A 26,509-nucleotide genomic window follows, 5' to 3' on the forward strand; every position below is an offset into this window, starting at 1 on the left:
CCGTAACTCCGGCTTACACACATAAACTTTTTCTTGGAGCTATGGCTTAAATTTACAGAATATATTTCTAACACTGGGTATAGGGTCACAATCTATCGATATTTATCCACGAACTTATGAACGAATTGATGACAGTTTCCGTGGCCGTAATCGACTCTTTGTCGAAGAAACGAGCGCGTGTCGAGCGGAGAGGCGCTCTCGACCTCGAACCCGACGGGGAAGACGAAAGCGGCGTTCGGTATCGCCGACACCGTTTCGGACGGACAGCATCGTCTTTCTCGAGTCGTAAGCAGTTCTTACCGGCCGCTTCGACCGGTCTCGGGGGCTCGGACGAGATGCGTCAGTCCCGACGGAGCGGAGACCACCAGCGAGGAGTGCCGACAGCGGTCTCGAGTCGACGGCGCGTCCCGTCACGGTGAGGACTCGAACGTGCTCGCGTGCGCGAGGAGGAATCGGCACATCTCATTCATCGTGGGGCCGGGAGCTGGCGGCGGCCGAAACTCGCCCGCCCCGATCAACAGTGGCAGCAGCGGCCTGCGGAACGGGAGCGTCGCTACGGCCTGCTACTGATAGCGTACATCTCGAACTCGTCGTTCGAGACGACCTTGTTCGCGGCCGGGTCGGTGTCGAGCCCCTCGAGTGCGGCTTCGCGGTAGTTGAGTTCCTGATAGACGTCGATCTCTTTCGTTCTGTCCCACTCCGTGAAGACGAAGTAGTACTCGTCGGTCGGATAGGCCCCGCTGTAGTTGCCCGCCGAGAACACGGTCGCGTTGACAGTTCCCGTGGCCGCCGACGCGCCACCAACGGTCTCGCCGCCGCCCGGGATACCGTTGATCGCGTGATCGTACCGGTAGGGGTCGTACCCCATACCCGCGTAGGGAACGCCCTCGGCCCCGTGATCCAGACCGTCCTCGTAGCCGCTCATCATTTCGGGAGTCACGTGCTGGCCCGGGTTGTAGATCAGCGGCGACGCGAACACCGTGAGCAACCCGAGCACCAGACAGCAGCCGAGCACCAGCGCGGTGACCGCGTTTGCTCCCGGTCTCGTGAGCACGCTCGAGAGCCCGCCGGTAACCTGTGCCAGCGCGATTCCGGCAAGGATCGTCAGGAGGACGTAGATGAAGCCGACCTGTCGGAACGCCATCGTGGGCGTTCCGACGAAGTACACCCCGAACAGGCCACCCAAGGGAATGAGTCCGAAGCTGACGTAGTTGACGAAGGATCTGTTCTCGGCGTCGAGGCTCGTCCGACCGAGCCAGACGGCCAGGATGAATAGGCCGACGAGAAGTCCGATGATCGCGGCATCGAGGAACATCTTCACGAAGAGCTCGGCGAGGCTCCCGCCGATGTCGGTCAGCGACGATCCTCGCTGGTCGACCTCGGCCCCGGCACCGACGTCCTGCGAGAGCAGCCCGTACACTAGCCCGGACGCGGCGCTTCTAAACCGTTCGTTCCCGAGCGCCCAGAGCCCGAACATTCCACCGAGGACGATCGTGTGTGTGTACGTCGTCGGGTGCTCGAGCATCGGGTGCTCGTCGAACCGTCGGCGAGCGAGGAACTGAACGCCGCTGATCGCGGCGACGAGGACGATGATATTGAACATCTGCTGGGGGTGGACCAACAGGAGCGTGAGGCCGGTCAGATAGACGAGGACGCTGAACGGCGATAGCCCGAGCGGGAGTCGTTCGACCATCGACCGACGCCGGAGGTAGGCGACGAGCGCGAAGACGACGGGCGGAACCAGAAAGAGTGCGTTCGAGTTGGTATGAACGCCCATGAACGTCGCGATGTTGTTAACTGGGAGGACCATCCAGGAGACGATCGCGGACAGTCCGACCGCCAGTCCGCTGCCCGCAATATCGCGGACGGCGAGCGGAACGAAGACGACGAACGGAACGAAGAGCACGACCATCGCGATCAGGAGCCCGCGTTCGATCGGGACGCCGCCGACGACGTGAAACACCGTTGCAATGGCGTGTAACCCCGGATAGAACAGTTCGTGGGGCGCGGTTCCCCCGGACACGATGTCTCGGGTCCAGCCCAGATGCGTCATCGCGTCGCCCATCCCGGCGAAGCGATAGTTCCGGATCACCGGGAGACTCACGATGGCGATCACCGTCGTCCCGCCCAGCACGATCCCGTACCCCTGTCGGCGACCCCGACAGGACAGGGTCGTCCCGACTGCGATTGCGAGCGCGAACGCGAACACGACCCAGGTGATCGTCGGCGAGCCCACGTAAACCGAGGATTCGTAGGCCGTCGCCGGGTTCGCTCTCGCGATCAGGGTGCCGACCGCGACTGCGAGAAACCCGACCGCGACCGTCACGTTGAGCGTCGATCGTCTCATTTCATCCCACCGCGCTCGTCCGGGCCAGTCTCGGTACGCATCTCTCGAGCCAGTCGTCGACGCTGTCGGGGTTTGTTATCCGGCACCTACCCTCGAAACCATATCGGGAGGCGAGCTCCACGCCGTACGGCCGGCGTCCCGCCCGGACGTTTGCCCTGCAGACCCCTCTCGAGCGCGTGCGCCGCGTTCGTTCGGCTGCAAACGGGGCGAGCGGGGACCGCCGCAGCCGAAGTATTCCGTCCCTATCGAGTCGGGACAGTCAGCTATGGATGCATTTCTCGAGCGCTGATCGATCAACGGTTCCGGTCGTTTTTGTAGTCGGTCGTGGTCCGCTCACTCGAGCGCGAGATGTCTTCACTATGTCATCGATCCTTATCGACCGACTGACGGCCGACAGTGGAACCCTCGAGTGCTCGATTCGAGCCACGTCAGACCTCGAGCGGTTCTTCACCGACGAATCGTTCCGAACCGACTACGACGTCCCGATCGCGGCCGTTCCGGACGGCGTGCTCGCGATCCCGGTCCTCGCGCAGGTCTGTCCCGTCGCGTGGGCCAACGGGGCCGATATCTACGTCGACGAGGTCGACGCGACGTTCGCGCGCGCCCTCGCGGACGTGAAGACGACCCTGTGTGAGATGCACGACTTCCTCGACGGTGGGACCCTCTACGCGCGGCGGACCATCGACCCGGAACCGGAGCCGAGCGACGGGAGCGGACTGCTCTTTACCGGCGGCGTCGACTCGACGTGTTCGTACGTCCGCCACCGCGAGGAGTCGCCGACGTTGATCAGCATTCGGGGCTGGACGATTACCCCCAGCCCCGACGACGACGAGAAGTGGGACGCGCTGCGAACGCGCGTTTCGCGGTTCGCCGACGATCACGACTGTGAGACCGCGTTCGTCGAGTCGAACATGCTTTCGTTTCTCGACCATGCGATGCTGTTGGCCCATTACAAACGGCACGTCGACGGCGGCTGGTACAGTTCCGTCGGCCACGGGTTGGGGCTGCTCGGTCTCTGTGCCCCGATGGCCTACGCGCGTGGGCTGACGGATCTCTACGTCGCCGCGACTCACTGGGACGGCATCGACCTCGAATGGGGCTCGCGCCCCGATATCGACGAGCGCGTCCGGTGGACCGGGACACGGTGTCACCACGACGGCTACGAACTCACCCGACAGGAGCGCCTCGATGCCATCGCCGACTACGTCCGCAGCGAGGAGCCGACGCTGCGACTCCAGACCTGTAACGACCGCATGGACGGAAACTGCGGCGAGTGTGAAAAGTGTTACCGCACCGCTGTCGGACTTCGCCTTTCGGGCCTCGAGCCGGCCGATCACGGCTATCCGTTCGCCGAGGGGGACTACCGTCGGCTCCGGCGGTCGCTCGAGCGTGGCGAGTGGGTGCTCGGCCAGGACGAGCGTCACATGTGGGCGGACATCCGCGAGCGTGCCCGCGACACGGACCCGGCCACGCCGGCCGAACGGGCCTTCTTCGAGTGGCTCGCTGGCGTCGATCTGGACGACCTGATTTCGGCCTCCGAACCGCCGCTCACCCATCGGCTCCTCCGTGCTGGCGCGAGAAACGCCCCCGCACCCGTCTACAACACCGTGTACCCGGCCTGGGTGGCGGCGAAAACCGGCCTGCAACGCGTCCGTTCGGATCGATAGCGTCGGCTCCGCCGCCTCGATCGGGCACCCGCTCGAGCCGCGTCGTTCCGCCTGCGTCCGGTCGCACTCCCACCACGCTTTTGCTTCGCTACGGGAAACTGTCCCACAGTATCGCGATGACCGTCGAACTCGGCGATATGGCTTCCGTCCTGCTCGAGCACGCCCAAGACAAACTCGCCATCGTCGATACGGACGGCACCTACGTCTACCTCAACGCGGCGAGCGACCCGATCCTCGGCTACGAGCCGGCGGACCTCGTCGGCGAGCAGTCCGCGGCGTACATCCACCCCGACGACCGGCGGGCCGTCGCGGATCGGCTCGAGCAGGTCAGTGCGACGGGCGCGTCGGCGACGGTCCGCTATCGCCACGCGACCGCGGACGGCGAGTGGGTGTGGCTGGAGAGTCGCGTGACGAACCTGCCGGATGCGGCGCTCGACGGCTACGTCGTCAGTTCGCGGGATATCTCCGATCAGGTGACCGCGGAGCAGGAACGCCGCGACGCCGAGAGCAGACTGCGAACGATCGCCGGCACCGTCGGCGACGTGCTGTGGATGTTCAACGGCGACTGGTCGGAACTGCTGTTCGTCAACCCGGCCTACGAGGACATCTTCGGTCAGCCGGTCGCCGACCTCAAGGCCGACCCCCGGCAGTTCCTCGAGGTCGTTCATCCCGACGACATCCCGTGCGTCCGAGAGGCGATGGATCGCGCCTCGGCCGGCGAATCCGTCGACGTGGAGTATCGCGTCAACCCGGATGCGGAGTACAGCCACTGGGTCTGGGTCCGCTCCGAACCGATCATCGAGGACGGCGAGGTCGTCCGCATCGTCGGCTTTTCTCGAGACATCACCGACCGGCGGCGACGGGAACGCCAGCTCGCGGTCATGGACAACCTGCTCCGGCACAACCTGCGCAACGACATGGCCGTCATCCTCGGCAACGCCGAGTGTATCGCCCGGGAGGGCGATACGGCGTCTCGTGGGCGGGCGGAGATCATCCGCACCCAGGGCCGGAATCTCCTCGAGAGCGCGGACAAACAACGCGACATCATCGAACTACTCACCGACCGGGCCGTGCCGGAGCCGATCGATCTCGTCGCGGTCGTCACTGACGCGGTCGAGACGACCCGGGAGCGGTATCCGTCCGCGACGATCGAAACGACGCTGCCGGCGTCGGCGACCGCGACCACCCTCCACGAGATCGAGTTGGCCGTGGCGGAACTCCTCGAGAACGCCGCCCGGCACGAACCCGACGGTCAGCCGGAGCTGTCCGTTACCGTCCGCTCCACCCCGGAAACGGTCGATATCGTCGTTCGAGACAACTGCCCGCCGATTCCGGAGGTCGAGTTTCGCGTCCTGACTGGCGACTGGAAGATGAACGACGTCTATCACACGTCCGGACTGGGGCTGTGGCTCGTCTACTGGACCGTCGATCTCTCCGGGGGCCGTATCGCCTTCGACCGAGCCGAGAACGGCAACACGATCACCGTGACGGTGCCGCGCAGTCGGTCCTGATCACTCCATATAGCCAAGTCCCTTCAGCCGGTCCGCCACGTCGTCGAAGTCCTCGTCGACCGCCTCGTCGCTCTCGATCCGACCCACCGTCGTCCGCTCGACCTTGGTCGCGGCCGGCGCGCTCTCGTCGTCGAAGGCGTCGAAGAGCACCCGCCCGTCCGCGTTGTCCGGTACTGGCTCGCCGATCCCGTGTAGCAGCGTCGGCGCGATGTCGACCACTCGAGCCCCGCGCAGGGTCGCGCCGGACGCGATCGACGGGCCGCGACAGAGGACGATCCCGTCGTTGCGATGGCTCGCGTCGTAGGTCCCCGTCTCGCCACGGACCTCGGTTGCCATCCCGCTGCGGGATTCGTAAACACCGCGGCCACAGACCACCAGATCCGGCGATCCCTCGTCCGTCGGGAACAGATCGTCCCCGTCGTGGACGACCAGCAGCGGATCGCCGTCGTCGTCGGTGGCCGACTCGAACGCGGCCCTGAGATCGGCCTTTATCTCCGGCACTTCGCTCGGCGAGACGATGCCGCTGTCGAAACGCTCCGTGTCGTTGATATAGCAGTTGCCCGTGTCGTGGACGAAGGCGACGGTACGGTCGTAGTCGACGTCGTAGAGGGCGTGATCGCCGGGAATCTGCTCGGCGACGGAGTCGACCAGCCGCCGGGGCAGCGACTGGACGAGGGTCTCCTCGGTGATGCCGACCCGGTTGAGCGCCCCGGTGATGGCGTCGCGAGAGATGCCGAGGCTCGCGAGCGCTCCGCGGGTGCCCTCGTCCTCGCGCCGGAACAGGTACCCCTCCTGCTCCAGGATGCGGTTGACGTAGACGAGTCCCTCGATCGGGCCGAAACCGTGGTCGGAGACGACGTAGAGGTCCGCGTCGTGGTCGTCCGTGTACGCCATCACATCGCCGAGTATCTCGTCGAGTTGCGCGTAGTGGGCGCGCAGTCGGTCCATGTCCCAGATGAGGTGCTGGAACCGGTCGGGCGCGGTGTAGACGAAGAAGAACAGCTGCCAGTCGTCGCCGGCGCGGTCCATCTGGATCTCCATGAGGTCGCGGCGTTTCGCGAGGACATCGTCGACGGCGTCCTCGAAGTCGTCCGGCCGGTCGGCGTACTCGGGATAGTCGAGGCTGATCTCGTAGTTCGGGATCCGGGAGTCGATCTCGGCTTGCAGCTCCGGCGGATGGGTAAACTCCCGGTCCGTCGAGGGCGTCATCATCCCCGTGACCATGGTGCCGTCGATCTCGCGGGCCGGATACGTCATCGGGACGTTTCCGACGTGGGCCGGCCCGAGTTGATCCCAGAGGGCCGGCTGTGCGAGATCGCGGCTCGTATACATCTCGTGGCTGTATTCGGACGAGAGGTTCTGGAAGCCGTAAATTCCGTGTTTGTCCGGCCACACGCCCGTGGCGATCGACGGCCACGCGAGCGGCGTCGTCGGCGGACGAGTGCTGTCGAGCGTTCCGGATGCACCCGCTTCGCGCATCCGAGCGAAGTTCGGGAGGATACCCTCGTCGCTCCATTGCTCGATGAGTCTCCACGGCACGCCGTCGAGTCCGAGCACGAACGCTCGCTCGGAGGAAGTCGTAGATCCGCTCATGCTTGTTGTATGAGACGTCGAAGACGCCTGTTGTCCGGGCGGTTGCCGAGTGAGCGCTTTGTTATAGAGCGGTTTCAGCCAACGGCCGCCTCGAGCCGTCGCTGTTCGGTGGCGTTAACTCGTCGGTTCGTGTGCGAGGCGGTCTCGTTGACCCTCGCTCGCCTCGCACGGCTCGCGGTCGTCAGCCGCCGGCCAAACAGGACATCCATAACAAAGCCACCCGCCCACGACGGTCCGGATATGAGACGCATGCAATCGTGGTGGGATCCGTGGGTAGCGTCGTAATGTCGCTCGACGCGGAACTCGGCTGGGGCTTTCACGATTTTGCCACGCCGCCGGCGGACCGCGTCGAAGCCGGCCGCCGCGGCTGGTCGGTCATGATTGACTTGCTCGAGGAATTCGACGTCCCGGCGACGTGGGCCGTCGTCGGCCACCTCATGCTCGAGTCCTGTGACGGGACCCACGCCGATCATCCGGCCCCCGACGGCTGGTTCGAGCGCGAACGGAACGCGTGGGCCGACCGCGAAGACCTCCGGTTCGGTCCTGCCCTCGTCGCCGACGTACTCGCGTCCGACGCCGGCCACGAGTTCGCCAGCCACTCCTTTTCGCACGTCTTGTTCGGCCACCCGGAGACGGACCGCGAACTCGCCGACGCCGAACTCGAGCGCAGCCGCGACCTCGCGGCCGACTGGAACCAGTCGATCGACTCGTTCGTCTATCCGCGCAACGACGTGGGACACCGAGACGTGTTGGCCGACCACGGTGTGACGGCCTACCGTGGGCGGTCGCCGACCAGGGACGGCGTTCGGGGCGTCTTCGACTCGACGATTCGCGACCGTTCGATGCTGGTCGAACCGACCGTCGACGAGTACGGCCTGGTCAACGTGCCAGCCTCGATGTTCCTCTTCGGGTTCGAGGGGCCGGCGCGGACCGTCGCCGAGTCGATCTGGGCGGACCCGATGGTCGCCCTGGCTCGCCGCGGAATCGACGAGGCGGCGCGCACTGACGGGCTCTTTCACATGTGGCTCCATCCGAACAACCTGACCCACGAGCGGGACGACCGCCGCATGCGGGCGATCCTGTCGTACCTCGATCGCCAGCGGTCGGCGACCGACCTCACCGTCGAGACGATGGCCGATGTCGCCAGTCGCGTCGCGGGTCCCCGGAGTAGCGCCGAACGGGCGACGGCGAGCCGACGGTAATCGCGGCCCAGTCGACGGTGCCCGCAGGCGGCCGAATGCGTCCGCTACTCGTCCGCTCGGGCGGGTACGGCGACGATAACAAAGCCCGCAGCCCGCCGAATGCGGGCAGATGGCACGACCGTTTTTACATCGATGGACCGATTCGGATGCCCTCTCGCTGGGCCTCCTCGGGGTCGGCAACATCGGCATGGTACACCTGAAATCGGCGGTCGCGATGCCGGCCGTCGAGGTCGTCGCGGCCGCCGACGTACGGCCGGAGAATCGCGCTCGAGCCCGGAGCGCCGGCGTTTCCCGCACCTACGACGACTACGAGGCGTTGCTCGACGCGGAAGCCCTCGACGCGGCCGTCGTCGCCTTGCCGCCTTTCCTCCACGCCGACGCCGTCGAGCGGGCCGCCGAGGCCGGTGTCGACGTCTTCGTCGAGAAACCGCTCGCGCGCTCGACGGCGGAGGCCGATCGGCTGCTCGAGATCGCCCGCGAGGCCGGGATCGCCGTCGGCGTCGACCACACGCTGCGCTACCAGCCGGATATGATGGGTGTCAAGGAGGCCTACGACGAGGGCAGCGTGGGGCACGTTCCATACGCCTCGATCACGCGGCTCAACGACCATCCACTCGGTCGGCCCCCGGCCGGTGACGCGCCACCGGAGTGGCCCATGGACCCCGACGCCGCCGGCGGCGGCTCCCTCGTCGAACTCGGCGTCCACTGCTTCGACGTCCTCGAGTGGCTGTTCGGCGACCTCGAGGTCAGGGACGCCTCGATGGGGCGGACGCTCGAGACCGAGGCCGAGGACGCCGCCACCGTGCTCATGGACGCGCCGGAGACGGGCACGACGATCACGCTCCACTGTGGTACCTATCAGTGGGAACAGCTCCCGGAAGTCAACACCCGGCTGCGTCTCGAGGGCGTGACGGGGACGATCAGCAATCGGGAGCACCTGCCGGCGAACTTCTACGCCGGCGCGGCGACGGCCGCGCTGTCGAACGTCGCGAGCCGGCTCACGAGCGACGAGCCGGACGTCTTCGGTCCGACCTTCTACCTGCAGGCCCACTACGACGCCCTGGCTGCTTTCTGTGACGCGATTCGGGAGGGCCAGCGGCCGCCGGTCGACGGTACGGACGGCCGGCGAGCGATCGCACTCGCGGAAACGGCCTACGACCTCGCCGCAGAGGGCGACGACGCAGGCGATATCGACGGCCTCGAAACCCCGGAGGTGTCCCCGTGAGCACCGCACCGGTCCGCGCGGCCGCCGTCGACGCCGCCGAACGCCGCGGCGGTTGGATTCCCGATGTCGACGCCCGCATGGCCGCGCTCCAGTCGCCGGTTCGAACCGTTCTGGAGCCCGCCTTCGAGACGCTCGCCGAGGCCGACCGGGTGACGCTCGTTCCCGACGCACATTACCCCTTCCACCCGTCGTCGGGCATGGTCACCGATCCCGCCGTCGTCGGCGCGGTCGTCGCCCGTCTCGAGCGGGAGACGGGTGCCGACGTCGCGGTCGCCGGCGCGAGCGACGACCGCATCTCGTTCGACCGGACGGCGCGGTACCTCGGCTACGAGAGTCTTCTCGAGCGGTTCGAGGCGTCGCTCGTCGATCTCGCCGACGATTCGCACACTGGTGACGTCTGTGCGGTCGCGGACGAGCCGATCGCGCTCTCGGTCCCCAACCGCCTCGCCGAGGGGGCCGTGGTCGTGGTTCCGTCGCTCCGGCCGACCGAGAACGGGCCGGTCGCGGGTGCGATGCGGACGCTCGCTGCTCTCGTCGACTGTGACACGGGACCCGATCGAGCCCCTGTCGCGGCGACGCGGGCGATCGATCCCGCGGTCGCCGTCCTCGATGCGACGACCGCCTACGGCGGCGACCCCGTCGCGGGGAACGCGCTGTTCGCGGGCTCGGCCCCTGCCGTCGACGCCGTCGCGACCACCTTGCTCGGCCGCTCGCTCGCGGCCGACGGGGCGCTCGAGACCGCACGCGGCGACCGCGGGCCGATCTCCGTCACGGGCGACGCCGACTTCGAGGCGCTGCGAGCGCGAATCCCCGACGGCGAGCTCCCCCCGGCGGACGACACCCATCCTGCCGTGTCGACTGCCTACCGCGTCTACGCGGCGGTGGCCGGCGACGCCGTCCCGCCGCAACTCGAGGGCGACCGATGACCGGGGGGATCGAACCGGGGACGGCGGCGGTCACCGGAGCGACCGGGTTCCTCGGCTCGCGGCTCTGTGAGCGCCTGCTCGAGGAGGGCTGGACGGTTCGCGGACTCAGCCGGCCGACCTCGGATCGGGGCGACCGCTGTGGCGTCGACTGGTTCGTCGGCGATATCTTCGACGGCGAGACGCTGCGGGAACTCGTCGACGGGGCCGACGCCGTCTTCCACCTCGCCGGGGTCGGCCTCTGGAGCGCCGACCCCGAGACCGTCTGGGCGGTCAACCGTGACGGGACGGAACGGGTGCTCGAGGCCTGTCGTGACGGCGACGTGGGACGGGTGGTGTTCACCAGTACTGCCGGGACGCGCCGTCCGCAGGGAGACGACAGCGTTGCGGACGAGACGGACGTGGCCGAGCCGATCGGGGCCTATCAGGCCGCGAAAGCCGAGGCGGCGGCCCTGGTCGATCGGTATGCTGACGCTGACGGGGATGCCGTGACCGTTCACCCGACCTCGATCTTCGGCCCCGGGGACGAGGCGTTCACCGCTCAACTGCTTTCGATGGGCGTCGATATGACGATGCCCGTCTACCTCCCCGGGGGCCTGAGCATCGTCGGCGTCTCGGACGTCGTCGACGGCCTCCTGGCCGCGTACGACCGCGGAACCAGCGGCGATCACTACATCCTCGGCGGCGAGAACCTCACCTACGACAGCGCCGTCTCCCGGATCGCCAACGCCGTCGACGGCTCGCCCGCTCGAATCCGCGTTCCTGCGACGGCGATCCACGCCGCTGGCCCCGTCGCCGAGGTCGTCGACGCCGTCGCCGATCGGCGCGTGTTTCCGTTCGATCGGGACATGGCCCGCCTCGCAACCCGGCGGCTGTTCTACAGTTCGAAGAAAGCCAGCGAGGAACTGGGGTACGAGTACCGGCCGCTCGAGGCCCACCTGCCCGAGACCATGGCGTGGTATCGAACGGCAGTCGGGTAGTCGATCGCGTTCGATCGAAGTGCGGGTCGGCCGATCGGTCTCGGCAGACGCTTTCGACCGTCCGTACCACGCGATCCCGTTCGGGCACTCACTCGATTCGGCCCGCGGCTCCCCCCGTGTGTCGCGTCTCGCCGCCGGCCTCGGTCTCGCTCGTCGTGCCGGCGACCCGCTCGTAGACCGCGAGCAGTCGGTCCGCGGTCCGGTCGATGCTCACCTCGCGGGCGGCCTCGCGGCCGTTCGATCGCTCCCCGCGCTCGAGGACGTCGATCAACCCGCGGATCAGGTCCTCGTCGGTCGCTGCGACGTGCGAGGGGGTGACGCCGGCCAGGCGCTCCCGAACGTCGCCGACATCGACGGCGACGACGGGGAGGTTGCAGGCCAGGGCCTCCTTCACCGAGTTCGGTGACCCCTCGCTGTCGGAGGTCAACAGGAGCGCGTCGGCGGCGTTCATGTAGTCCGACACGGCGTCGTGGTCGACGCCGTAGACGGTTCGGAGCCGCACCCGGCGCTCGAGGAGGTTGTCGACGACGGTCACGACGCGCTCTGCGCGAGAATAATTTTTCACTCCGCGTGCGGGCGAGTACGGAAACAATATCTCATACGCGTCCGCGTCGTCGTCCCAGCCGACCCGTTTTTTCGCTCGGTCCTGTGGCTCCGGCCGGAACTTCTCGAGGTCGACCCCGTCGGGGATCACCGTACACTCGCGGCCCAGGGCGGTGCGCATCCCCTCGGACATGACGACGACCGCGTCGCAGAACGGCGCGGAGAGCCGGCTGACGGGGGCGGCGGGTCCGTACACGTCCGATCCCCACAGCGAGAGGACGACCGGCTGCCGGAACTGTGCGAGCGCCATCGGTGCCGTCAGCCCGTAGTGGGCGTGGATCAGGTCGTAGCCGTTTCGGGCCTCTCGGAGGACCCGCGGAACGGTCCGCACGTAATCCGCCGGCGACCGATCGGTGTCGGCATCGACCTCGCCGGCCACCGATATCGTGGTCCCGGAAACGCCCCGCTCCTCAAGCGCCGCCAGCTGCTGGGTCATGAAGGGAGCGTCGGCGTTCGTGGTGAGCGTGAGGACGTGCATCTCGGTGGCCGACTCGACGCAGCGGGGCCGCTTTGTTATCCGTGCAGGCACGCGAGTTTTCTTCACGTACAGCTAGACGAACCGTCCGTAGACGGTGACTTCGGACCGACTGTCCCCGTAGCGATGCTATTACAAAGGGTCGAGGCCCGGTAGTCGGCGTCGATGCGGCTCCTCGTCTTGGCCAATACGCCCGCACACGTGCACCTGTATCGACACGCCGTCGACCGCCTCGAGCGGGCGGGACACGACGTGCTCGTGTTGACTCGGGAGTACGCCTGTACGACCGATCTACTCGACTATTTCGACATGCCCTACCGAGTGTACGGCGACCACGAAACCGAAGGCTACTCGCGGGTAGGGTTCGCCCGCGAACTGGGTGGCCAGTTCCTGACGATCGGGATCGAAGCGATCCGGTTCGATCCGGATGTCGTCTTCGGTCGGGGTCCCTACGCCGCCTACGCCGGCACGGTTTCGCGGACACCGGTCGTTCTCGTCCTCGACGACGAACCCGGCGATTTCAACCACACCGTGTCGCGACCGTTCGCCGACTGTATCATCTCCCCGGCCGTGACGCGTCGCGATCTCGGCGACGCACACTATACCTTCGACGGCTTCAAGGAATGTGCCTATCTCCACCCCGACGTTTTCGAGGCGAACGACGACGTTCGCGAGTACCTCGACGTCGATCCGGACGAACCGTACGTCATCGTCCGATTCAACGCGCTCGACGCGCTCCACGACGCCGATCTCGAGGGGTTCCGTCCCGAACAGCGACGGGATCTAGTCGAACGGCTGAGCGAGGTGGCGACCGTCTTCGTCTCCGACGAGGGCGACGAGATGACCCTCCGGGACCTCCCCGCTCGGTCCTATGACCTCCACCCCGCGTTGATCCACGACGCCATGGCCGAGGCCTCGCTGCTGGTCGCCGACACCGGAACGATGGTCAACGAAGCCGCCCTGCTCGGAACGCCCGCCTTTCGCTACCGTGGGACCGACGACCACGAGTACGGCGAGTTCCGGGAACTCGAGCGCGCCGGCCTGGCCGAACAGTTCGACGAGTACGACGCGGTTCGGACGCGTTCCCTCGAGATCCTCGCCGACGACGGTGCGAGCGACCGCTGGCGAGCGCGGCGACGCGAGTACACGGCCGACCTCGTCAACCTCACCGAACTGCTCGTCGACGTAGCGCAGTCCCGCGGGGAACTGAAGCGACTCGACCGGTCGACCAAGCGCGTCCTGCAGCCTCGTTCGCGGTCGATGTGACGTGTCTCGACTCTCAGTCCTGGTTCTTCACGAACGATAGTGTCCTATAAGGTTACACAAAACACTTTTATTCATCTCCGGAAAAGAGCCGATACGCTCCCTGTTCTATGAGCCTCTCCACACTCCTCGATCACCTGCTCTCCGGGACTGAGTCCGCGACTGACTCCCCCGATGCTCCCCGCGAGAGCGGCGACAACGCCCCGTCGGTTACGGTCGTCCACGAGTGCCGCGACTGCGGGACGAACGTCTCGGACGGAACGACCCGTTGTCCCGCCTGTGAGAGCGAGGACATCGTGACGTATTCGATCGAGTAGCTGCCGGCCGGTTCGTGGTCGGCCCGCGGGTCTCGCCCCGAGAGCCGACCACGAGCGCGCCCGCGTTCCGCATCGAAAGCCGCGTCGCCCGGCGCGGTTACCTCGAGCCGTCCCGTGCCGGCGCTCGCCCGTCTCGCTCCCGCTCCCGGTTCGCCATCGCCCGCTCGGGACACGGGCGCTCGAGGTCCGCGTTCGCCTCGGCGTCGAGTCGGATGGCGGTACCGAGCGCGAGGAGTCCGAGTAGCGCGGCGATGCTCGCGGCGATCGCCCCCGTGACGCCGTCCTTGCCTCGAGCCGTCCGAACGGCCGAGCCGACGAGCCCGGTCAGGCCGCCGGCCAGGCCGATCGTGCCGGCACCGTAGTAGACGACGGCCGGATTGAACGACCGGATCACGTACCGGTTCGCGAGCCGCCAGCAGAAGCTCCGGAGCAAGAGGAGGGAGACGAACCGCACGAACGACACGTACTCGATGCTGCTCTCCTCCTCGCCGTAGACGGCCGACATGGGGACGTCCGCGACGCGGAAGCCGGCCACGTTGAGGTGTGTCAACAGGTGATTGAGGAACCCGTACTGATCGGTGATCGCCTCGAGATCGAGGTCCTCGATCGCGGTCCGCGAGATAGCGGTGTAGCCGTTCTGGGGGTCGCCGATCGACCAGTAGCCCGAGGCGAACTTCGAGAGGCCGGTGAGCATGGCGTTGCCGACGAAGCGAAACGTCGACATGCCATCGCGATCCTCGGGCCGGAGCAGCCGGTTGCCCTTGGCGTACTCGACCTCGCCGGTGACGACTGGGTCGACGATCCGATCGAGGATGGCGGGGTCCATCTGCCCGTCGCCGTTCATCACGGCGACGACGTCCATCCCGTCCTCGGCGGCGCGGCGGTAGCCCGTCTTGACCGCCGCGCCGTAACCGCGGTTCTCCTCGTGGCGGATCGGGACGACGCGCCGGTCGTCGCCGCCGTCGGCCACCGCGACGTCCGGCAGTGGTTCGCCCTCGGCGTCCTCGTTGACCCGCTCGGCGACCCGCCTGATGACCGCCCAACTGTCGTCGGGCGATCGGTCGTCGACGGCGTAGATCCGGTCGACGAAGTCGGGCACCGTCTCGATGACGCGGCCGACGAACGACGCCTCGTCGTATGCCGTGACGACGACGCCGATCCGGTGCCCCTTATACATCGTTCTCTCCGCCCGGCGTCGCCCGCGACGCTTCACGGTGGCTCCCCGAGTCGCCGCGCGCTCCGCTCGGCGGCCGTCCGTCGCTCGAGCCAGCCAGGTCGTACTCCCGATGAGCCGTCTCCGAGAGGTCGACCGCGTCCCGGCCGTCGACGACCGTCATCGGCTCGAGTGCATCCCAGTCGATCCGATCGAACGCCGCGTGGGGCGTGACGATCACGGCGGCGTCGAACGACTCCGCGGCCAGCCCGTCGATCGCGACCGGTCGCGCGCCGTAGTCGGCCGGATCGACGAGCGGGTCGACGCCGGCAACGTCCGCACCGCGCTCGTCGAGGGCGTCGATGAGACCCAGCGCGGGCGAGGCACGGGTCTCCTCGACGCCGGGGCGGTACGTGAGCCCGAGGACGACGACCGACGCGTCCGCGAGGGCCGTCCCGGCCCGCTCGAGTTCCCGCTCGAGGCGGTCGGCGACGACCGACGGCATCTCGTCGTTGACGCGGCGAGCAGTTCCAGTCACGGCCAGCGGCTCGTCGGTTCGGCCGAGCAGGAAGTGCGGATAGTACGGAATACAGTGCCCGCCGACGCCCGGACCGGGATCGTGCAACTGACACATGGGCAAGTCGTTTGCCGTGTCGATCGCCTCGCGAACGGAAATCCCGAACTCGTCCGCGAGACGGCCGAGTTCGTTCGCCAGGCCGACGTTTACGTCACGGTAGAGTCCTTCGAACACTTTGACCGCTTCCGCGGTCGTCGCGTCCGAAACCGGGTGGACGTCGTTGTCCGAGAGTTCGTCGTAGACGATCGCTGCGGCCCGAGTGCTCTCGGCGTCGACGCCGCCGACGACCTTGGGGTACTGGCCGCGGATGTCCCGCAGCGCCGTCCCCGAGGACGTGCGTTCCGGACAGAACGCGAGTCCGAACTCGTCGGGCGCAAGCCCGCTCTCGCTCGCGAGGTGGGGCTGGAGGACGTCGCGGCAGGTCCCCGGCGGCAGCGTCGACTCGGCGATCACCAGGTCTCCAGGGGCGAGTCCAGCCGCGATATCGTCGGCGACCGACTCGACGGTCGTCAGGTCCGGCTCGTTCTCGTCGTCCAGCAGCGTCGGGACGATGACGACGTGAATCCGCGCCGCGGCGGCCGCCGCCTCGCCGTCGGTCGTCGCCTCGAGCCGGCCGGCGTCGACCTGGGCGGCGACGAGGTCGTCGAGACCGGGTTCGCCGACGACGTGGTTCCCGCCGCCGGCGATCGTGTCGACGACTGCGGGGTCGACATCGACACCGGTCACGTTGCCCGTCGTCTCGGCGAACACCGCCGCGAGCGGGAGCCCCATCTTGCCGAGCCCGTAGACGGCGACCGGTACCTCGCCGCTGGTCACCCGATCGCGCTGTCGCTCCGGCGGGTGACTCGAGCCGTAGAGCCCGCCGGTCGCCCGCCCGCCAGGACTCCCGGCTCGGCGCGTCGGCTCCCCGTCGATCGACCGCTCCGCCATCAGACCTCCACCTCACGTTCTTTCGGCGGGGTGTCGTCCGTCCCTTCCGACGGTCCCGTCGCGAGCCGATCGATCACTTTGACCGTCTCGAGGGCCGCGATCCCGTCTTCGGCGGTGACTGTCGGCGTCGACCCGGTGCGAACGGCCTCGATGAACGACTCGAGTTCGTTGCGAAGCGGTTCGCCGCTGTCGACGTGGGGTCGCTCGACGACGCTCTCGTGGCGGTAGCGGGGCTGGCCGTCGTCCGCGACGTACTCGGGATAGGAATCGCGGTGGATCAACACCGACTGCTCGAGGTAGTCGACCTCGACGAGACACTCGCGGGCGGTGACGGTAAGCGCTCGGACCTTCTTCTGCGTGAGGCGGCTCGCCGTCACCGTCGCGATGACGTCGTCGTACTCGATGGTCGCGGTGGCGTACTGCCCGTTGTCGGTCCCCATCGCGGCCAGCGAGTGTGGTGTGTCGTCGAGCAGCGAGCCGACGATATCGACGTCGTGGACCATCAGGTCGAAGACCACGTTGCCCGGGGCCGTCCGATCGATCGGCGGTCCGAGGCGTTCGGCCTCGACGCTGATCACGTCCAGATCGTTGATCAGTTCCGCGACCGTCTGCACTGCCGGGTTGAACCGTTCGATGTGGCCGACCTGGAGGACCAACCCCGCCTCGCGGGCCTGCTCGGCCAGCGCGTAGCCCTGCTCGACGGTCTCCGCGATCGGCTTCTCGACCAGCACGTGGACACCCGCCTCGAGACAGGTCGACACCGTCTCGTAATGGGCGGGCGTCGGGACGGCGACCGTCACGACATCGCAGCGGTCACACAGCGTCTCGAGCGCGAGCGCCTCGGTTCCGTATCGCGTTGCCATTTCCGCAGCGATGTCGTCGTCGCGGTCGGTGACGCCGGCGAGTTCGACGCCGGCGAGTTCGCCGTAGACGCGCGCGTGGTTTTCGCCCATGGAGCCGACGCCGACGACGCCGGCCCGGATCGGTTCCTCCCTCGTCGCGTTCGTTCGGTGGTCCGTACTCATTGGGTGGTGAAGTGATCGCGTACTGCTTCAGCGACGGTCCGTCGGTCGCGCTCGGTCAGCCCGGGATGGACGGGCAGGGACAGGACATCGGCGGCGGCCCGTTCCGCCTGCGGTAACGACGCGGCGGCCGTGCTGACCGTTTCGTAGGCCGGCTGGCGGTGGATGGGCGTCTCGTAGTAGACGCCGGTCTGGACCTCCCGATCGCTGAGGGTCGACTCGAGGGCGTCCCGATCGTCGGTCCGAACCGTATACTGGTGGTAGACGTGCCGGGCGTTCGCCGGTTCCGTCGGCGTCTGGAGGGGGAGATCGGCGAGCCGGTCGTCGTAGTACGCCGCGTGTTCGCGTCTGGCGCGGTTACATGCCGGGAGGCGCTCGAGTTGGGTGCGACCGATCGCCGCCGCCACGCTCGTCAGCCGGTAGTTGTGGCCGAGGGCGACGTGTTCGTAGCCGCCGGTCCCGTCCGTCTCCCGACCGTGGTTGACGTAGCTCGCCGCCCGCGCGGCGATGTCGTCGCGGTCGGTGACGATCATGCCACCCTCGCCGGTAGTCATGTTCTTCGTCGGATAAAACGAGAAACACGCGGCATCGCCGAACTCGCCGACGCGCCGGCCGTCGATCTTCGCCCCGTGGGCCTGACAGGCATCCTCGACGACGAACAGGTCGTGTGCAGCGGCCAGCTCGCACAGCGCCGGCATGTCCGCGGGGAGCCCGTAGAGGTGAACGGGAAGGAGCCCGACGATATCGTTCCGCTCGTTGAGGACGCGTTCCACGTCCGCCGGGTCCAGGGTGTACGTCTCGGGATCGATATCGGCGAAAACGGGCGTCCCGCCCGCCAGCCGAATCGCGTTTGCGCTCGCCACGAAGGAAAACGGCGAGGTGATCACCGCGTCGCCCGCTTCGAGTCCGATCGCCTCGAGCGCCGCGTGGAGGGCGGTGGTTCCGTTGGCGGTCGCGACCGCAGCAGCGGTCCCGCAGTAGTCCGCGAACTCCTCCTCGAAGGCCCTGACTTCGGGGCCGTCGGCGAGTCGCCCCGCTTCGAGGATCGACGCGACGCGCTCGATGGCGTCGGCGCTGAGTTCGGGGTCGGCGATCGGAACCGGCGTCGACGCGCCGTCGCGGTCGAGTTCGGGCTCGGCATCGACCGCTTCCGTCCCCGCGCCGACGCTGGTGGCCGCTTCGACGCTCGCATCGCCCTCGGGGTTGGGTTCGGTGTCGGTCATGCGAGCCGGTTGCCCCCCTCGAGCGGTGCCGGTAGTTCCCGAACGCTCGCCGGCGTCCCGACGGCCAGGCACTCCGCCGGCACGTCAGCCGTGACGACGGCCCCGGCCGCGACGAAGGCGTTCTCGCCGATCGTCACGCCCGGCAACACCGTCGCGTTCGCGCCAATCGACGCGCCGTCCTCGATCGTCGGTCCCTCGAGCCCGTCGTCGGTTCGAACGGGGTACTCGTCGTTGGTCAGCACGGCTCCCGGGCCGACGAAGACGTTGTCGCCGATCGTCGTCTCGGTCGGCACGTAGACGTTCGTCTGCAGTCTGACGTGTGAGCCGATCGTCGTCCGTCCGTCGATGACCGTCTTGGTCCCGACGAGTACGTCGTCGCCGATCGTCGTCCCTTCGCGAATCAGGACGTCGTGGCCCGTCGCGAACTCGTCGCCGATCGTCACGTCGCCGTAGACGATCGAGCCCGTTCTGACCGTCGCCCCGTCACCGAACCGTGTCGGCTCCTCGAACTCACCGTAGCCGACCGTTGCCCCGTCGTCGATCGTACACCCGTCCCCGCTGACGATGTCGTGTACTGCTTCGCTCATCGCTGCTCCCCTCCGTTCGAACGGGGGCCGCCCCAGCCGTCGCTCGAGCGAACGTGACGGCAGCGCAGCGCCGTGTCCGTTCGATCCGCTACTCGAGATCGTGATCGGTCGCGTATTCCTGTCATAGTGAATCGATACCCGCGTGGGCAATCGTGCTCAAACAGCCGGTAACGAGGCTTTGTTATCCCCGGCCTGCAGGCCTCGTAGCCCTGAACTACAGCGTCGACGAGACGGCCAATCGACGGTCGGCGGACCCCGGCTCCGTGGGATCGCGACCGGCCGCTCGAACCGGCGTCGATCCGCGAACCGTCGAATAAGGCGTCAGTCACGGCCGCTAACTGGTACAATACCATTTCGGGCGGGTAGCAGAGCGATAGTAAAGTGGCACAGTCTGGCATCGTGTGCTGTGAGGAATCCGACTCCACCCGTCAGACGGGACCGGGATCCGATCCGATACGAGGAGGGTACACATGGCTGACAGCGAACTCACGCAAGCGAAACTGTTCGACGTGTTCAGCAATGCGCGCAGACGGCGAACGGTCCAGTACCTGAACCGACAGGGCGGGACCTGCGATCTCGCACCGCTCGTCGAGCAGGTGGCTGCCTGGGAGAACGACGCCGACCCCGACGACGTGACCCGTACACAGCGCCGGCGGGTCTACATTTCGCTGTACCAGACCCACCTGCCGATGCTCGAGGATCACGGCATCGTCGACTGGGACCCGGACGGCCACGAGATCGAACTCCTGCCGAGCGGGGACCGTTTCGAACCCTACCTCGACCGGCATCTCGAGGACCGGCGGTCGTGGCACCGGCTCTACGCGGCCGTCGCGACGGTCGGCCTCGTCGCGTTCGCGCTCTCCGCGCTCGCGATCGGCCCGCTAACGACGTCCATCGCACCGGTCGTCGCACTGGGAGTCTGCGTCGTCGTTCTCGGGCTCTCGGCAGCACAGTACGTCTCGCGTCGCCCGGGACTCGATCTCCCGATCGGGCGTCCGAGCCGTTAACCAACGTCAGTGTCCGCTCTCCACGCGGTAGCCGTCACCCTCTCGTTGTCGGGACGATACCGTCGTCCCCGCTCGTCGTGACCTGCTTTTCCCCCTCAGTCACTGTCCCCGCGCTCGAGCCGAGGACCGGCGACCCACTCATCCCCCCTCGAGTCCGGACCCGGTTCCGACGGGACGCTCGCGGCTCCGCTACGGGTGCCAATCCCGAAACGCGGTTCACTCCTCGGTCACCGTGACCCAGAAGTGGGTCTCTTCGTCGGCGTTCCCGTTCGTCGTCGTCGCCGGCGGTTCGCCCTCGTAGAGCAAGACGCTGATTCGAACCGTTTCGCCCGCCGCCGCCGTCGGCGTTATCGTCCGCTCCCCGGTCCCCGTCGCCCCGTCCGAGACGGTCGCGTCGATCCGGCGTACCTCCGTCCGGTCGACGACCGTCCCGTCCTCGAGGGTCTGTTGCTGAACGACGGCCGTGTAGTCCCGCTCGGCACCCTCCTGGTTCTCGATGGCGATCGTCAGCGGAATCGACTCGCCGGGCTCGATCTCGTCGGGGAGTTCGCCGGCGACGACTTCGCCGTCCTCGTCCTCGCTGTAGAGCGCGAGTTCGGTGAACCCGCCCGCCGCTACGGGAAGCAGGAACGCGACGAGCAATGCGCTGACCGCCGTCCCGATCGCCAGCACGAGCAGTATCGACGACGCCGTCGCGGTCGGTCCGTCGCCACGACTCGTCACGAAACTCGCGAGCGGTGACACGGTAAACCGGTCGCCGTCCGGCACCCGAAGTCGCCGGACGACGCCGATCTGTGCGACGGCGACCGTTCCGAACCCGAGAGCTGCGGCGATCGATGTCGTCGTCAGTCCGAGTCCAAGGAGCGGCAGCAGCAAGATGATCAGGGGCACGACCGCTAGCGAAAGGACGAACGCCAGCCCCACGCGTTCGGTCCCGTCGATCCCACGTGGTCGGCGCTCGGCGGCCGTCGCTGCTGTCTCGCGTGCCTCCCGCTTGTCGGCCGGAAAGAGGACCGAGACGAGCGCATAGCCCGGGAGAAACAGGGCGAGCGGAACGGTTACGAACAGCCGGAGGCTGCTCTCGCTCGCCACCACCGTCACCAGCACGTAGGCGATGACCGCACCGATCGAGACGACCGCGAGGTCGACGGGATAGCGACGAACGACTCCGAACCGAGTCCAGGGACTCGTTTCGTGGCTCATCGACGATCCACCGGCCGCTGGTTGGCGTTTGATCTCCGCACGAACAGTACGCGTGGCATTCTCGTCGGATCCAACCACTTTCCGGTTCTTTGTTATGGCCGTGCTACCGATCGCAACCGGCTGCTGCTCGGCTCGAGGTTGGACGACGAGCAGGGCGCTCCGTCGGGCCGGCGCTGGACCGCTCCGATCGCACTCGAGCACCTAGAAGTCGACGTACTGTGATTCCCACTCCCGGCGCTCCTGAATCCGCTGTCGACCGGATTCGGTGATCGCGTAGTAGTTCGTTCGTCTGTCGAGTTGTCCCTTCTCGACCAACTCCTTGTTGACGAGCGTGTCCAGGTTCGGATACAGCCGCCCGTGATTGATCTCCGAACTGTAGTACTTCTCGACTTCGTCTTTAACGGTCTGGCCCGACGGTCGGTCAGCACCTGCGATCACGTACAACAGATCGCGCTGGAAGCCGGTCAGATCGTGCATTGCTCAATCACACTGACCGTTCTACTGAGTAGATATTTGTTATCCGTATCATACAGGCGTCACCGTTTGGATTTAAACGGGCTTACTCGAGCGAAAGTACTCGTTCGACGACCGTTCGCGCTGTGTTGTCCATCGGATCGTCGCCGCGCTCGAGCGACACCGTAGCGTGATCGACCGGCGTACGTTTACGGGCCGAGCGACGTCACCTCGATCCGTCGCGGATTACTCGTCGGCGTCCGACACTGCAACATCGATCCCGTCGGCGTCGATCCGGACGCGGAGGACATCGACGGTCGCCTCGTAGGCGGTCGTATGTGAGCCGTCGTCATCGAACCGCACGCACTCCGCAATGAGGTCGCTCTCGAGGAGATTGTTGATTCGTCGGTAGACGGTCGCCGAGGAGCTATCCGTTCGTTTGGTCAGTTCCTTCGCCGTCTTCGGGCCCTCGCTCGTCGCGATGAGGATCGTCCGGGCACAGTCGTCCCCGAGGACGTCGAGCTGGGCCGCGTGGTCGGCAGTCGACTCCGATCGCGTGTTACTCGCTTGCGTTGACATAGTCGTGGTCACCCGTCCAGGACGGGCAGGGTCCGTTCGCTCTGCGCGAGAGGTGACGATACGAGACGGGCGGCGGTCGGGCCACCACTGTCGGGGATTCCACCATTACATTCCGGCACGAAAATCGGTAAGCGATAGTGGTATTTTATAACGATGTACCTTATCCCCTGTCGCCATTCGGCTGCACGACGTAAAATCGTATTTCGATCGGGAAACTACGACTTTCGGCCGGTCCCTGGACGGATCAATCCCTGTTTGAGAGCCGACTGCCGCCTAACACGGCTGAACTGGGGTTGATACGACTTGTCGATCGATTTCTCGAACGCGCGTTTCGAGGGGTATGAGCCCTTGTACCGGGCATAAAGAAGTGCTTTCTCGGTTCTCGAGCCCGCGTTCAGGGTGAACGGTCTGTGTCCTTTATTCGCGTTTGCTCCCCTTGGTTCGATGATGCCCGGACGGGTATCGCGACGGATCGGCGACAGCGCCGGCCGCCGGGACCACGGGCGACACGGATCGGTCCCGACCGGCAGCCCGCTCGAGCGCGACTCGTCCGAGTACACACCCCCACAACCCATGAACGCCACACAACACGACTGGAAGCCCATGGAATCGTCGACAGCCGGTGCCCGCTGTCGAAACTGCGGGACACACGTCACACAGCAGTTCGCTCGCGTTTTCGGTGACAACGGCGACATCGTTCACGGCTGTCCGTCCTGTACGACGTATCGGGAGATGCAGTCCGGCGGGCACCTCCCGGGTGATTGACCACCGCTATCGGCCGTTTGGTGCCGACGTTCCGACGCCGATTGATCCGGTCTTTTGCTCCATCTCATCGACACTGACCCGGTAGCACGGCTGCTGGTCTCGATCGTCCACGCTCCTCGCTCGTTCCAGCGACGTCCGTCTCCAGCCGCGGGAGACACCGCTCTCGAGAGAGCGCCGTCGCGGACTGTATCCGCTCCCTACCCGGACGGCCGCGCCACTCGTGCTCGCGGCTCGCACCGACCGACTACGTAACCTGCAAAAGTTAAAGTTAGTGGTGAGTGAACTGGGGAGACATGGTCACAGGCGGTGGATTGCCCCTCGAACACACCCGTCCCTTTTCCCTGATCGATGTCAGTCCAAACGGACAGAACTGATCCGCTCGAGGAGAGCGACGTGTTTCACATCCTCGGCAACGACAGACGACGCGCGATCGTACAACTGCTTGCGGAAGAGGGTGGGCAGATCGATGTCTCCGATGTCGCAACCGAGATCGCCGCCACCGAATCCGATACGACGCCCGTGCCGAACAACCTCTACAAGAGCGTCTACGTTTCCCTCCAACAAACGCATCTGCCCCAACTCGAGGAGGACGCCGTCATCGAGTACGATTCCGACGCGAAGACGATTCAGTCCGGCCGTCACTTCGAGGGAGTCCTGCGGTACGTCGACGGCCACACCACCGATCACTCGCGGGTCTTACAGTTCCACCTCGGACTCTGCGTGTTCGGCCTCGCCATCATCGCGCTGGCAGGACTCGATCTCCCCGTCATCTCGAGCGTCGATCCCGTGCTCTCGAGCGTACTCGTCTTCCTTGCCGTCGCCGCGAGCAGTCTCTACCGATTGCTCGGGTGAGCCTCACAGCTGTGTTCGCGTCCCGTGAGAACTGCCGCGGCACTCGAGGAGCAGCACGAGCGGCGAAGAAATAGACTACCGGTCGACGCACACCGCCGCCGTATCGCCTGCGACGGCGCGAAAAGACGCGCTGTCCGTTGGAGTCTCCTCGGTTAGGCCGTCAAGCCGTCGTCGGTGTCGTTCGTCTCGTTGTCGTCATCGATCTCGTCCGTGTCGTCGAGATCGTCCTCATCGGTCTCGTCCGTCTCGTTGAGTTCGTCGTCGGTTTCGTCATCGATACTGTCCACGTCATCCTCGTCAGTGTCGATCTCTTCAGTCAGTTCGAGTATCGCGACTTCACCGGACTGATCGGCGAGGATCATGTGGATGTACGACCCTGCCTGCAGCGCGCTCGTCTCGACCTCGAACTCGACATCGTCACTCTCGCCGCTGTCGAGGGTCACGTTCTGCTCGGCGACCAGGTCACCCTCGAGCCGGAACTGGACGGTCTCGGTGCGTTCCTCGTCGCTCGGGTTCTCGACGGTCGCCGTCACCGTGATGGTCTCACCGACCGTGGCACTCTCGGGGGCCTCGAGATCACTCACCTCGAAGGACTCGGCCGTCACGTCGTCGTCATCAGCTTCGTCGTCATCAGTTTCGTTGTCAGTCTCGTCGTCGAACAGTCCGTCGTCAGTTTCGTCGTCGTCGGTTTCGTCATCAGCTTCGTCGTCGGTCTCGTTGTCGAATAGTCCGTCGTCGGTTTCGTCATCAGCTTCGTCGTCGGTCTCGTTGTCGAGCAGTTCGTCGTCAGCTTCCTCCTCGTCAATTTCGTCGTCGGTCTCGTTATCGATTGGCTCCTCGGTGATGTTGTCGATCTCGTCCGGCAGGTTGTCGGTATCGATATCGTCACTTAGGACGAGAACATAAACGGACGTGTTCTCGGCGTTTAGGTCCTCGACCGTGAGGTTCTCGACCGTGACGAAGACCGGACGGTCATCGGCATCGACGGGCAGCTGATCCATCGGCTCCTCGTCAACCGGCTCTTCTATGACCGGCTCGTCGTCGGTCTCGTTGTCGACCGGCTCCTCGTCAACCGGCTCTTCTTCGACCGGTTCCTCGTCGGTCTCGTTGTCGATCGGCTCCTCGTCAACCGGCTCTTCTATGACCGGCTCGTCGTCGGTCTCGTTGTCGATCGGCTCCTCGTCGACTGGCTCCTCTTCGACGGGGAGTTCGTCATCGGTCTCGTTGTCGATCGGCTCCTCGTCGACTGGCTCCTCTTCGACGGGGAGTTCGTCATCGGTCTCGTTGTCGACCGGCTCCTCGTCAACCGGCTCTTCTTCGACCGGTTCCTCGTCGGTCTCGTTGTCGACTGGTTCCTCGTCGACGGGCGCTTCGTCCTCCACGCCATCGACGGTGATCTCCGCATCGTCGGTCACCGGTTCGTTATCGGCCGTGAGGTATGGCCCGTCTGCCTGTCCTTCGGTCTCGACGAAGTCGTACGTCTCGTTGTCGTTCGTGTCGCGATGCGGCATCGCGATCAGGGTCTCGTCTTCCTCGAGCGGCTCGTCGAGCGTGATTTCGATGTTCTCGTGCGTGCCTGCCTCGAGGTACGTCGAGACGCCGATCACGCTATCGACGACGTTGCCGACGAGGAGGCTGCTGTCGTGGATCGCCACGAAGCCGCCGCTCGCGAGCGTGGCGTTCTCGACGACGACCGTATCGTTGTCGATCTCCTGGTCGTTAAACGTCACGTACGCGGCCTGCTGATCGTCGGATTCGGTATCCGGCTCGATCTCACCGTCCTCGGACGCGTTGTCCTGCAGTCCGATCGCCGTGTCCGATCGGTTCTCGCTCTCGGCTACTGATTCGTCCGCCGATTCGATGTCTGTCTCCTCGTACTCGTCCTCGCTGACGTTGTCGCCCTGTTCGACGGTGTCACCGCCCGTTGCGGCTGCCACCATCGCCCCGCCAGAGCTGACGACCATCAGCGCGGTAAGTACGACGAGTAACTGATTGCGTGCGTTCATAGTTGCCGTGAAGGCATCCATCCCGTCGTTCCTTCGGCGGATAAAC

23 protein-coding genes are annotated in these 26,509 nt (G+C 66.3%); 11 read left to right on the top strand and 12 right to left on the bottom strand.

Going from position 1 to position 26,509, the window contains the following annotated elements; genetic code table 11:
- Window positions 1-553 precede the first annotated feature (553 nt).
- Complete coding sequence (locus C487_RS04205) at window positions 554-2,347, bottom strand: hypothetical protein (protein ID WP_006184440.1); 1,794 nt, start codon at window positions 2,345-2,347, stop codon at window positions 554-556.
- A 359-nt stretch (window positions 2,348-2,706) separates the two neighbouring features.
- Between C487_RS04205 and C487_RS04210 the strand changes: the two genes are divergently transcribed.
- On the top strand, window positions 2,707-4,014 hold the full coding sequence (locus tag C487_RS04210; RefSeq protein WP_006184441.1) for a hypothetical protein: 1,308 nt from the start codon (window positions 2,707-2,709) through the stop codon (window positions 4,012-4,014).
- A 116-nt stretch (window positions 4,015-4,130) separates the two neighbouring features.
- Entirely contained in the window at window positions 4,131-5,525 is a 1,395-nt protein-coding gene (locus tag C487_RS04215) for a PAS domain-containing sensor histidine kinase (protein WP_049907922.1), read from the top strand.
- On the opposite strand, the gene C487_RS04220 is transcribed toward C487_RS04215, so the two are convergent.
- Window positions 5,526-7,118 carry an alkaline phosphatase family protein gene (locus C487_RS04220; protein ID WP_006184443.1) on the bottom strand — a complete coding sequence of 531 codons (1,593 nt, stop codon included), beginning with the start codon at window positions 7,116-7,118 and terminating at the stop codon, window positions 5,526-5,528. It lies immediately after the preceding gene.
- 269 nt (window positions 7,119-7,387) lie between these two features.
- Between C487_RS04220 and C487_RS04225 the strand changes: the two genes are divergently transcribed.
- The 4 genes from C487_RS04225 (at window position 7,388) to C487_RS04240 (ending at window position 11,448) form a co-directional block, all read left to right on the top strand.
- Window positions 7,388-8,320: a polysaccharide deacetylase family protein gene (locus C487_RS04225; protein ID WP_049907900.1), complete on the top strand. Its 933-nt coding sequence runs from the start codon at window positions 7,388-7,390 to the stop codon at window positions 8,318-8,320.
- 109 nt (window positions 8,321-8,429) lie between these two features.
- A complete protein-coding gene (locus C487_RS04230; RefSeq protein WP_006184445.1) occupies window positions 8,430-9,545 on the top strand; it encodes a Gfo/Idh/MocA family protein in 1,116 nt (371 codons plus the stop codon).
- Window positions 9,542-10,471: a DUF362 domain-containing protein gene (locus C487_RS04235; protein ID WP_006184446.1), complete on the top strand. Its 930-nt coding sequence runs from the start codon at window positions 9,542-9,544 to the stop codon at window positions 10,469-10,471. Before C487_RS04230 ends, C487_RS04235 begins: the two co-directional genes overlap by 4 nt.
- Window positions 10,468-11,448 (top strand): NAD-dependent epimerase/dehydratase family protein, encoded by a 981-nt coding sequence (locus tag C487_RS04240; RefSeq protein WP_006184447.1) that lies wholly within the window; start codon window positions 10,468-10,470, stop codon window positions 11,446-11,448. The genes C487_RS04235 and C487_RS04240 overlap by 4 nt, the downstream gene beginning before the upstream one ends.
- A gap of 88 nt (window positions 11,449-11,536) precedes the next feature.
- On the opposite strand, the gene C487_RS04245 is transcribed toward C487_RS04240, so the two are convergent.
- Window positions 11,537-12,529 carry a glycosyltransferase gene (locus tag C487_RS04245; protein WP_006184448.1) on the bottom strand — a complete coding sequence of 331 codons (993 nt, stop codon included), beginning with the start codon at window positions 12,527-12,529 and terminating at the stop codon, window positions 11,537-11,539.
- A gap of 162 nt (window positions 12,530-12,691) precedes the next feature.
- Between C487_RS04245 and C487_RS04250 the strand changes: the two genes are divergently transcribed.
- Entirely contained in the window at window positions 12,692-13,792 is a 1,101-nt protein-coding gene (locus C487_RS04250) for a DUF354 domain-containing protein (protein ID WP_006184449.1), read from the top strand.
- 107 nt (window positions 13,793-13,899) lie between these two features.
- Window positions 13,900-14,106 (top strand): hypothetical protein, encoded by a 207-nt coding sequence (locus tag C487_RS04255; RefSeq protein WP_006184450.1) that lies wholly within the window; start codon window positions 13,900-13,902, stop codon window positions 14,104-14,106.
- 97 nt (window positions 14,107-14,203) lie between these two features.
- Here C487_RS04255 and C487_RS04260 read toward each other — a convergent pair whose 3' ends face one another.
- From C487_RS04260 to C487_RS04280, 5 genes are read right to left on the bottom strand one after another with little or no spacing between them, the layout of a single operon-like run.
- Complete coding sequence (locus tag C487_RS04260; RefSeq protein WP_006184451.1) at window positions 14,204-15,283, bottom strand: glycosyltransferase family 2 protein; 1,080 nt, start codon at window positions 15,281-15,283, stop codon at window positions 14,204-14,206.
- A complete protein-coding gene (locus C487_RS04265; protein ID WP_006184452.1) occupies window positions 15,276-16,766 on the bottom strand; it encodes a nucleotide sugar dehydrogenase in 1,491 nt (496 codons plus the stop codon). The genes C487_RS04260 and C487_RS04265 overlap by 8 nt, the downstream gene beginning before the upstream one ends.
- Window positions 16,766-17,791: a Gfo/Idh/MocA family protein gene (locus C487_RS04270; protein ID WP_006184453.1), complete on the bottom strand. Its 1,026-nt coding sequence runs from the start codon at window positions 17,789-17,791 to the stop codon at window positions 16,766-16,768. The genes C487_RS04265 and C487_RS04270 overlap by 1 nt, the downstream gene beginning before the upstream one ends.
- Window positions 17,788-19,011 carry a DegT/DnrJ/EryC1/StrS family aminotransferase gene (locus tag C487_RS04275; protein ID WP_006184454.1) on the bottom strand — a complete coding sequence of 408 codons (1,224 nt, stop codon included), beginning with the start codon at window positions 19,009-19,011 and terminating at the stop codon, window positions 17,788-17,790. Before C487_RS04275 ends, C487_RS04270 begins: the two co-directional genes overlap by 4 nt.
- Complete coding sequence (locus tag C487_RS04280; RefSeq protein WP_006184455.1) at window positions 19,008-19,598, bottom strand: acyltransferase; 591 nt, start codon at window positions 19,596-19,598, stop codon at window positions 19,008-19,010. The genes C487_RS04275 and C487_RS04280 overlap by 4 nt, the downstream gene beginning before the upstream one ends.
- 470 nt (window positions 19,599-20,068) lie before the next feature.
- On the opposite strand from C487_RS04280, the gene C487_RS04285 reads away from it, so the two are divergent.
- A complete protein-coding gene (locus C487_RS04285; protein WP_006184456.1) occupies window positions 20,069-20,605 on the top strand; it encodes a DUF7344 domain-containing protein in 537 nt (178 codons plus the stop codon).
- A 216-nt stretch (window positions 20,606-20,821) separates the two neighbouring features.
- On the opposite strand, the gene C487_RS04290 is transcribed toward C487_RS04285, so the two are convergent.
- The 3 genes from C487_RS04290 to C487_RS04300 all read right to left on the bottom strand — a co-directional run bounded on the left by C487_RS04290 (window position 20,822) and on the right by C487_RS04300 (window position 22,840).
- Window positions 20,822-22,009, bottom strand: a complete 1,188-nt coding sequence (locus C487_RS04290) for a DUF1616 domain-containing protein (protein WP_006184457.1) — start codon at window positions 22,007-22,009, stop codon at window positions 20,822-20,824.
- Window positions 22,010-22,285, bottom strand: coding sequence for a PadR family transcriptional regulator (locus tag C487_RS04295; protein WP_006184458.1), 276 nt, complete (start codon window positions 22,283-22,285; stop codon window positions 22,010-22,012).
- 222 nt (window positions 22,286-22,507) lie between these two features.
- Complete coding sequence (locus C487_RS04300; RefSeq protein WP_006184459.1) at window positions 22,508-22,840, bottom strand: winged helix-turn-helix domain-containing protein; 333 nt, start codon at window positions 22,838-22,840, stop codon at window positions 22,508-22,510.
- Between the two features lie 603 nt (window positions 22,841-23,443).
- Here C487_RS04300 and C487_RS22180 point away from each other — a divergent pair.
- Window positions 23,444-23,605 carry a DUF7563 family protein gene (locus C487_RS22180; RefSeq protein WP_007109247.1) on the top strand — a complete coding sequence of 54 codons (162 nt, stop codon included), beginning with the start codon at window positions 23,444-23,446 and terminating at the stop codon, window positions 23,603-23,605.
- A gap of 348 nt (window positions 23,606-23,953) precedes the next feature.
- Entirely contained in the window at window positions 23,954-24,457 is a 504-nt protein-coding gene (locus C487_RS04310) for a DUF7344 domain-containing protein (protein ID WP_006184461.1), read from the top strand.
- A gap of 152 nt (window positions 24,458-24,609) precedes the next feature.
- On the opposite strand, the gene C487_RS04315 is transcribed toward C487_RS04310, so the two are convergent.
- Window positions 24,610-26,463 (bottom strand): DUF7282 domain-containing protein, encoded by a 1,854-nt coding sequence (locus tag C487_RS04315; protein ID WP_049907903.1) that lies wholly within the window; start codon window positions 26,461-26,463, stop codon window positions 24,610-24,612.
- Window positions 26,464-26,509: the final 46 nt, after the last annotated feature.

Source organism: Natrinema pallidum DSM 3751 (assembly GCF_000337615.1).
GTDB classification, from domain to species: domain Archaea; phylum Halobacteriota; class Halobacteria; order Halobacteriales; family Natrialbaceae; genus Natrinema; species Natrinema pallidum.

Bases quoted from the DNA above. Each gene is read 5' to 3' on its own strand.
- C487_RS04260 (WP_006184451.1), bottom strand. From the start codon at position 15,283: ATGTATAAGGGGCACCGGATCGGCGTCGTCGTCACGGCATACGACGAG.
- C487_RS04245 (WP_006184448.1), bottom strand. From the start codon at position 12,529: ATGCACGTCCTCACGCTCACCACGAACGCCGACGCTCCCTTCATGACC.
- C487_RS04315 (WP_049907903.1), bottom strand. From the start codon at position 26,463: ATGAACGCACGCAATCAGTTACTCGTCGTACTTACCGCGCTGATGGTC.
- C487_RS04250 (WP_006184449.1), top strand. From the start codon at position 12,692: ATGCGGCTCCTCGTCTTGGCCAATACGCCCGCACACGTGCACCTGTAT.
- C487_RS04310 (WP_006184461.1), top strand. From the start codon at position 23,954: ATGTCAGTCCAAACGGACAGAACTGATCCGCTCGAGGAGAGCGACGTG.
- C487_RS04210 (WP_006184441.1), top strand. From the start codon at position 2,707: ATGTCATCGATCCTTATCGACCGACTGACGGCCGACAGTGGAACCCTC.
- C487_RS04300 (WP_006184459.1), bottom strand. From the start codon at position 22,840: ATGTCAACGCAAGCGAGTAACACGCGATCGGAGTCGACTGCCGACCAC.
- C487_RS22180 (WP_007109247.1), top strand. From the start codon at position 23,444: ATGGAATCGTCGACAGCCGGTGCCCGCTGTCGAAACTGCGGGACACAC.
- C487_RS04280 (WP_006184455.1), bottom strand. From the start codon at position 19,598: ATGAGCGAAGCAGTACACGACATCGTCAGCGGGGACGGGTGTACGATC.
- C487_RS04205 (WP_006184440.1), bottom strand. From the start codon at position 2,347: ATGAGACGATCGACGCTCAACGTGACGGTCGCGGTCGGGTTTCTCGCA.
- C487_RS04265 (WP_006184452.1), bottom strand. From the start codon at position 16,766: ATGGCGGAGCGGTCGATCGACGGGGAGCCGACGCGCCGAGCCGGGAGT.
- C487_RS04240 (WP_006184447.1), top strand. From the start codon at position 10,468: ATGACCGGGGGGATCGAACCGGGGACGGCGGCGGTCACCGGAGCGACC.
- C487_RS04215 (WP_049907922.1), top strand. From the start codon at position 4,131: ATGACCGTCGAACTCGGCGATATGGCTTCCGTCCTGCTCGAGCACGCC.
- C487_RS04275 (WP_006184454.1), bottom strand. From the start codon at position 19,011: ATGACCGACACCGAACCCAACCCCGAGGGCGATGCGAGCGTCGAAGCG.
- C487_RS04270 (WP_006184453.1), bottom strand. From the start codon at position 17,791: ATGAGTACGGACCACCGAACGAACGCGACGAGGGAGGAACCGATCCGG.
- C487_RS04220 (WP_006184443.1), bottom strand. From the start codon at position 7,118: ATGAGCGGATCTACGACTTCCTCCGAGCGAGCGTTCGTGCTCGGACTC.
- C487_RS04295 (WP_006184458.1), bottom strand. From the start codon at position 22,285: ATGCACGATCTGACCGGCTTCCAGCGCGATCTGTTGTACGTGATCGCA.
- C487_RS04255 (WP_006184450.1), top strand. From the start codon at position 13,900: ATGAGCCTCTCCACACTCCTCGATCACCTGCTCTCCGGGACTGAGTCC.
- C487_RS04230 (WP_006184445.1), top strand. From the start codon at position 8,430: ATGGCACGACCGTTTTTACATCGATGGACCGATTCGGATGCCCTCTCG.
- C487_RS04285 (WP_006184456.1), top strand. From the start codon at position 20,069: ATGGCTGACAGCGAACTCACGCAAGCGAAACTGTTCGACGTGTTCAGC.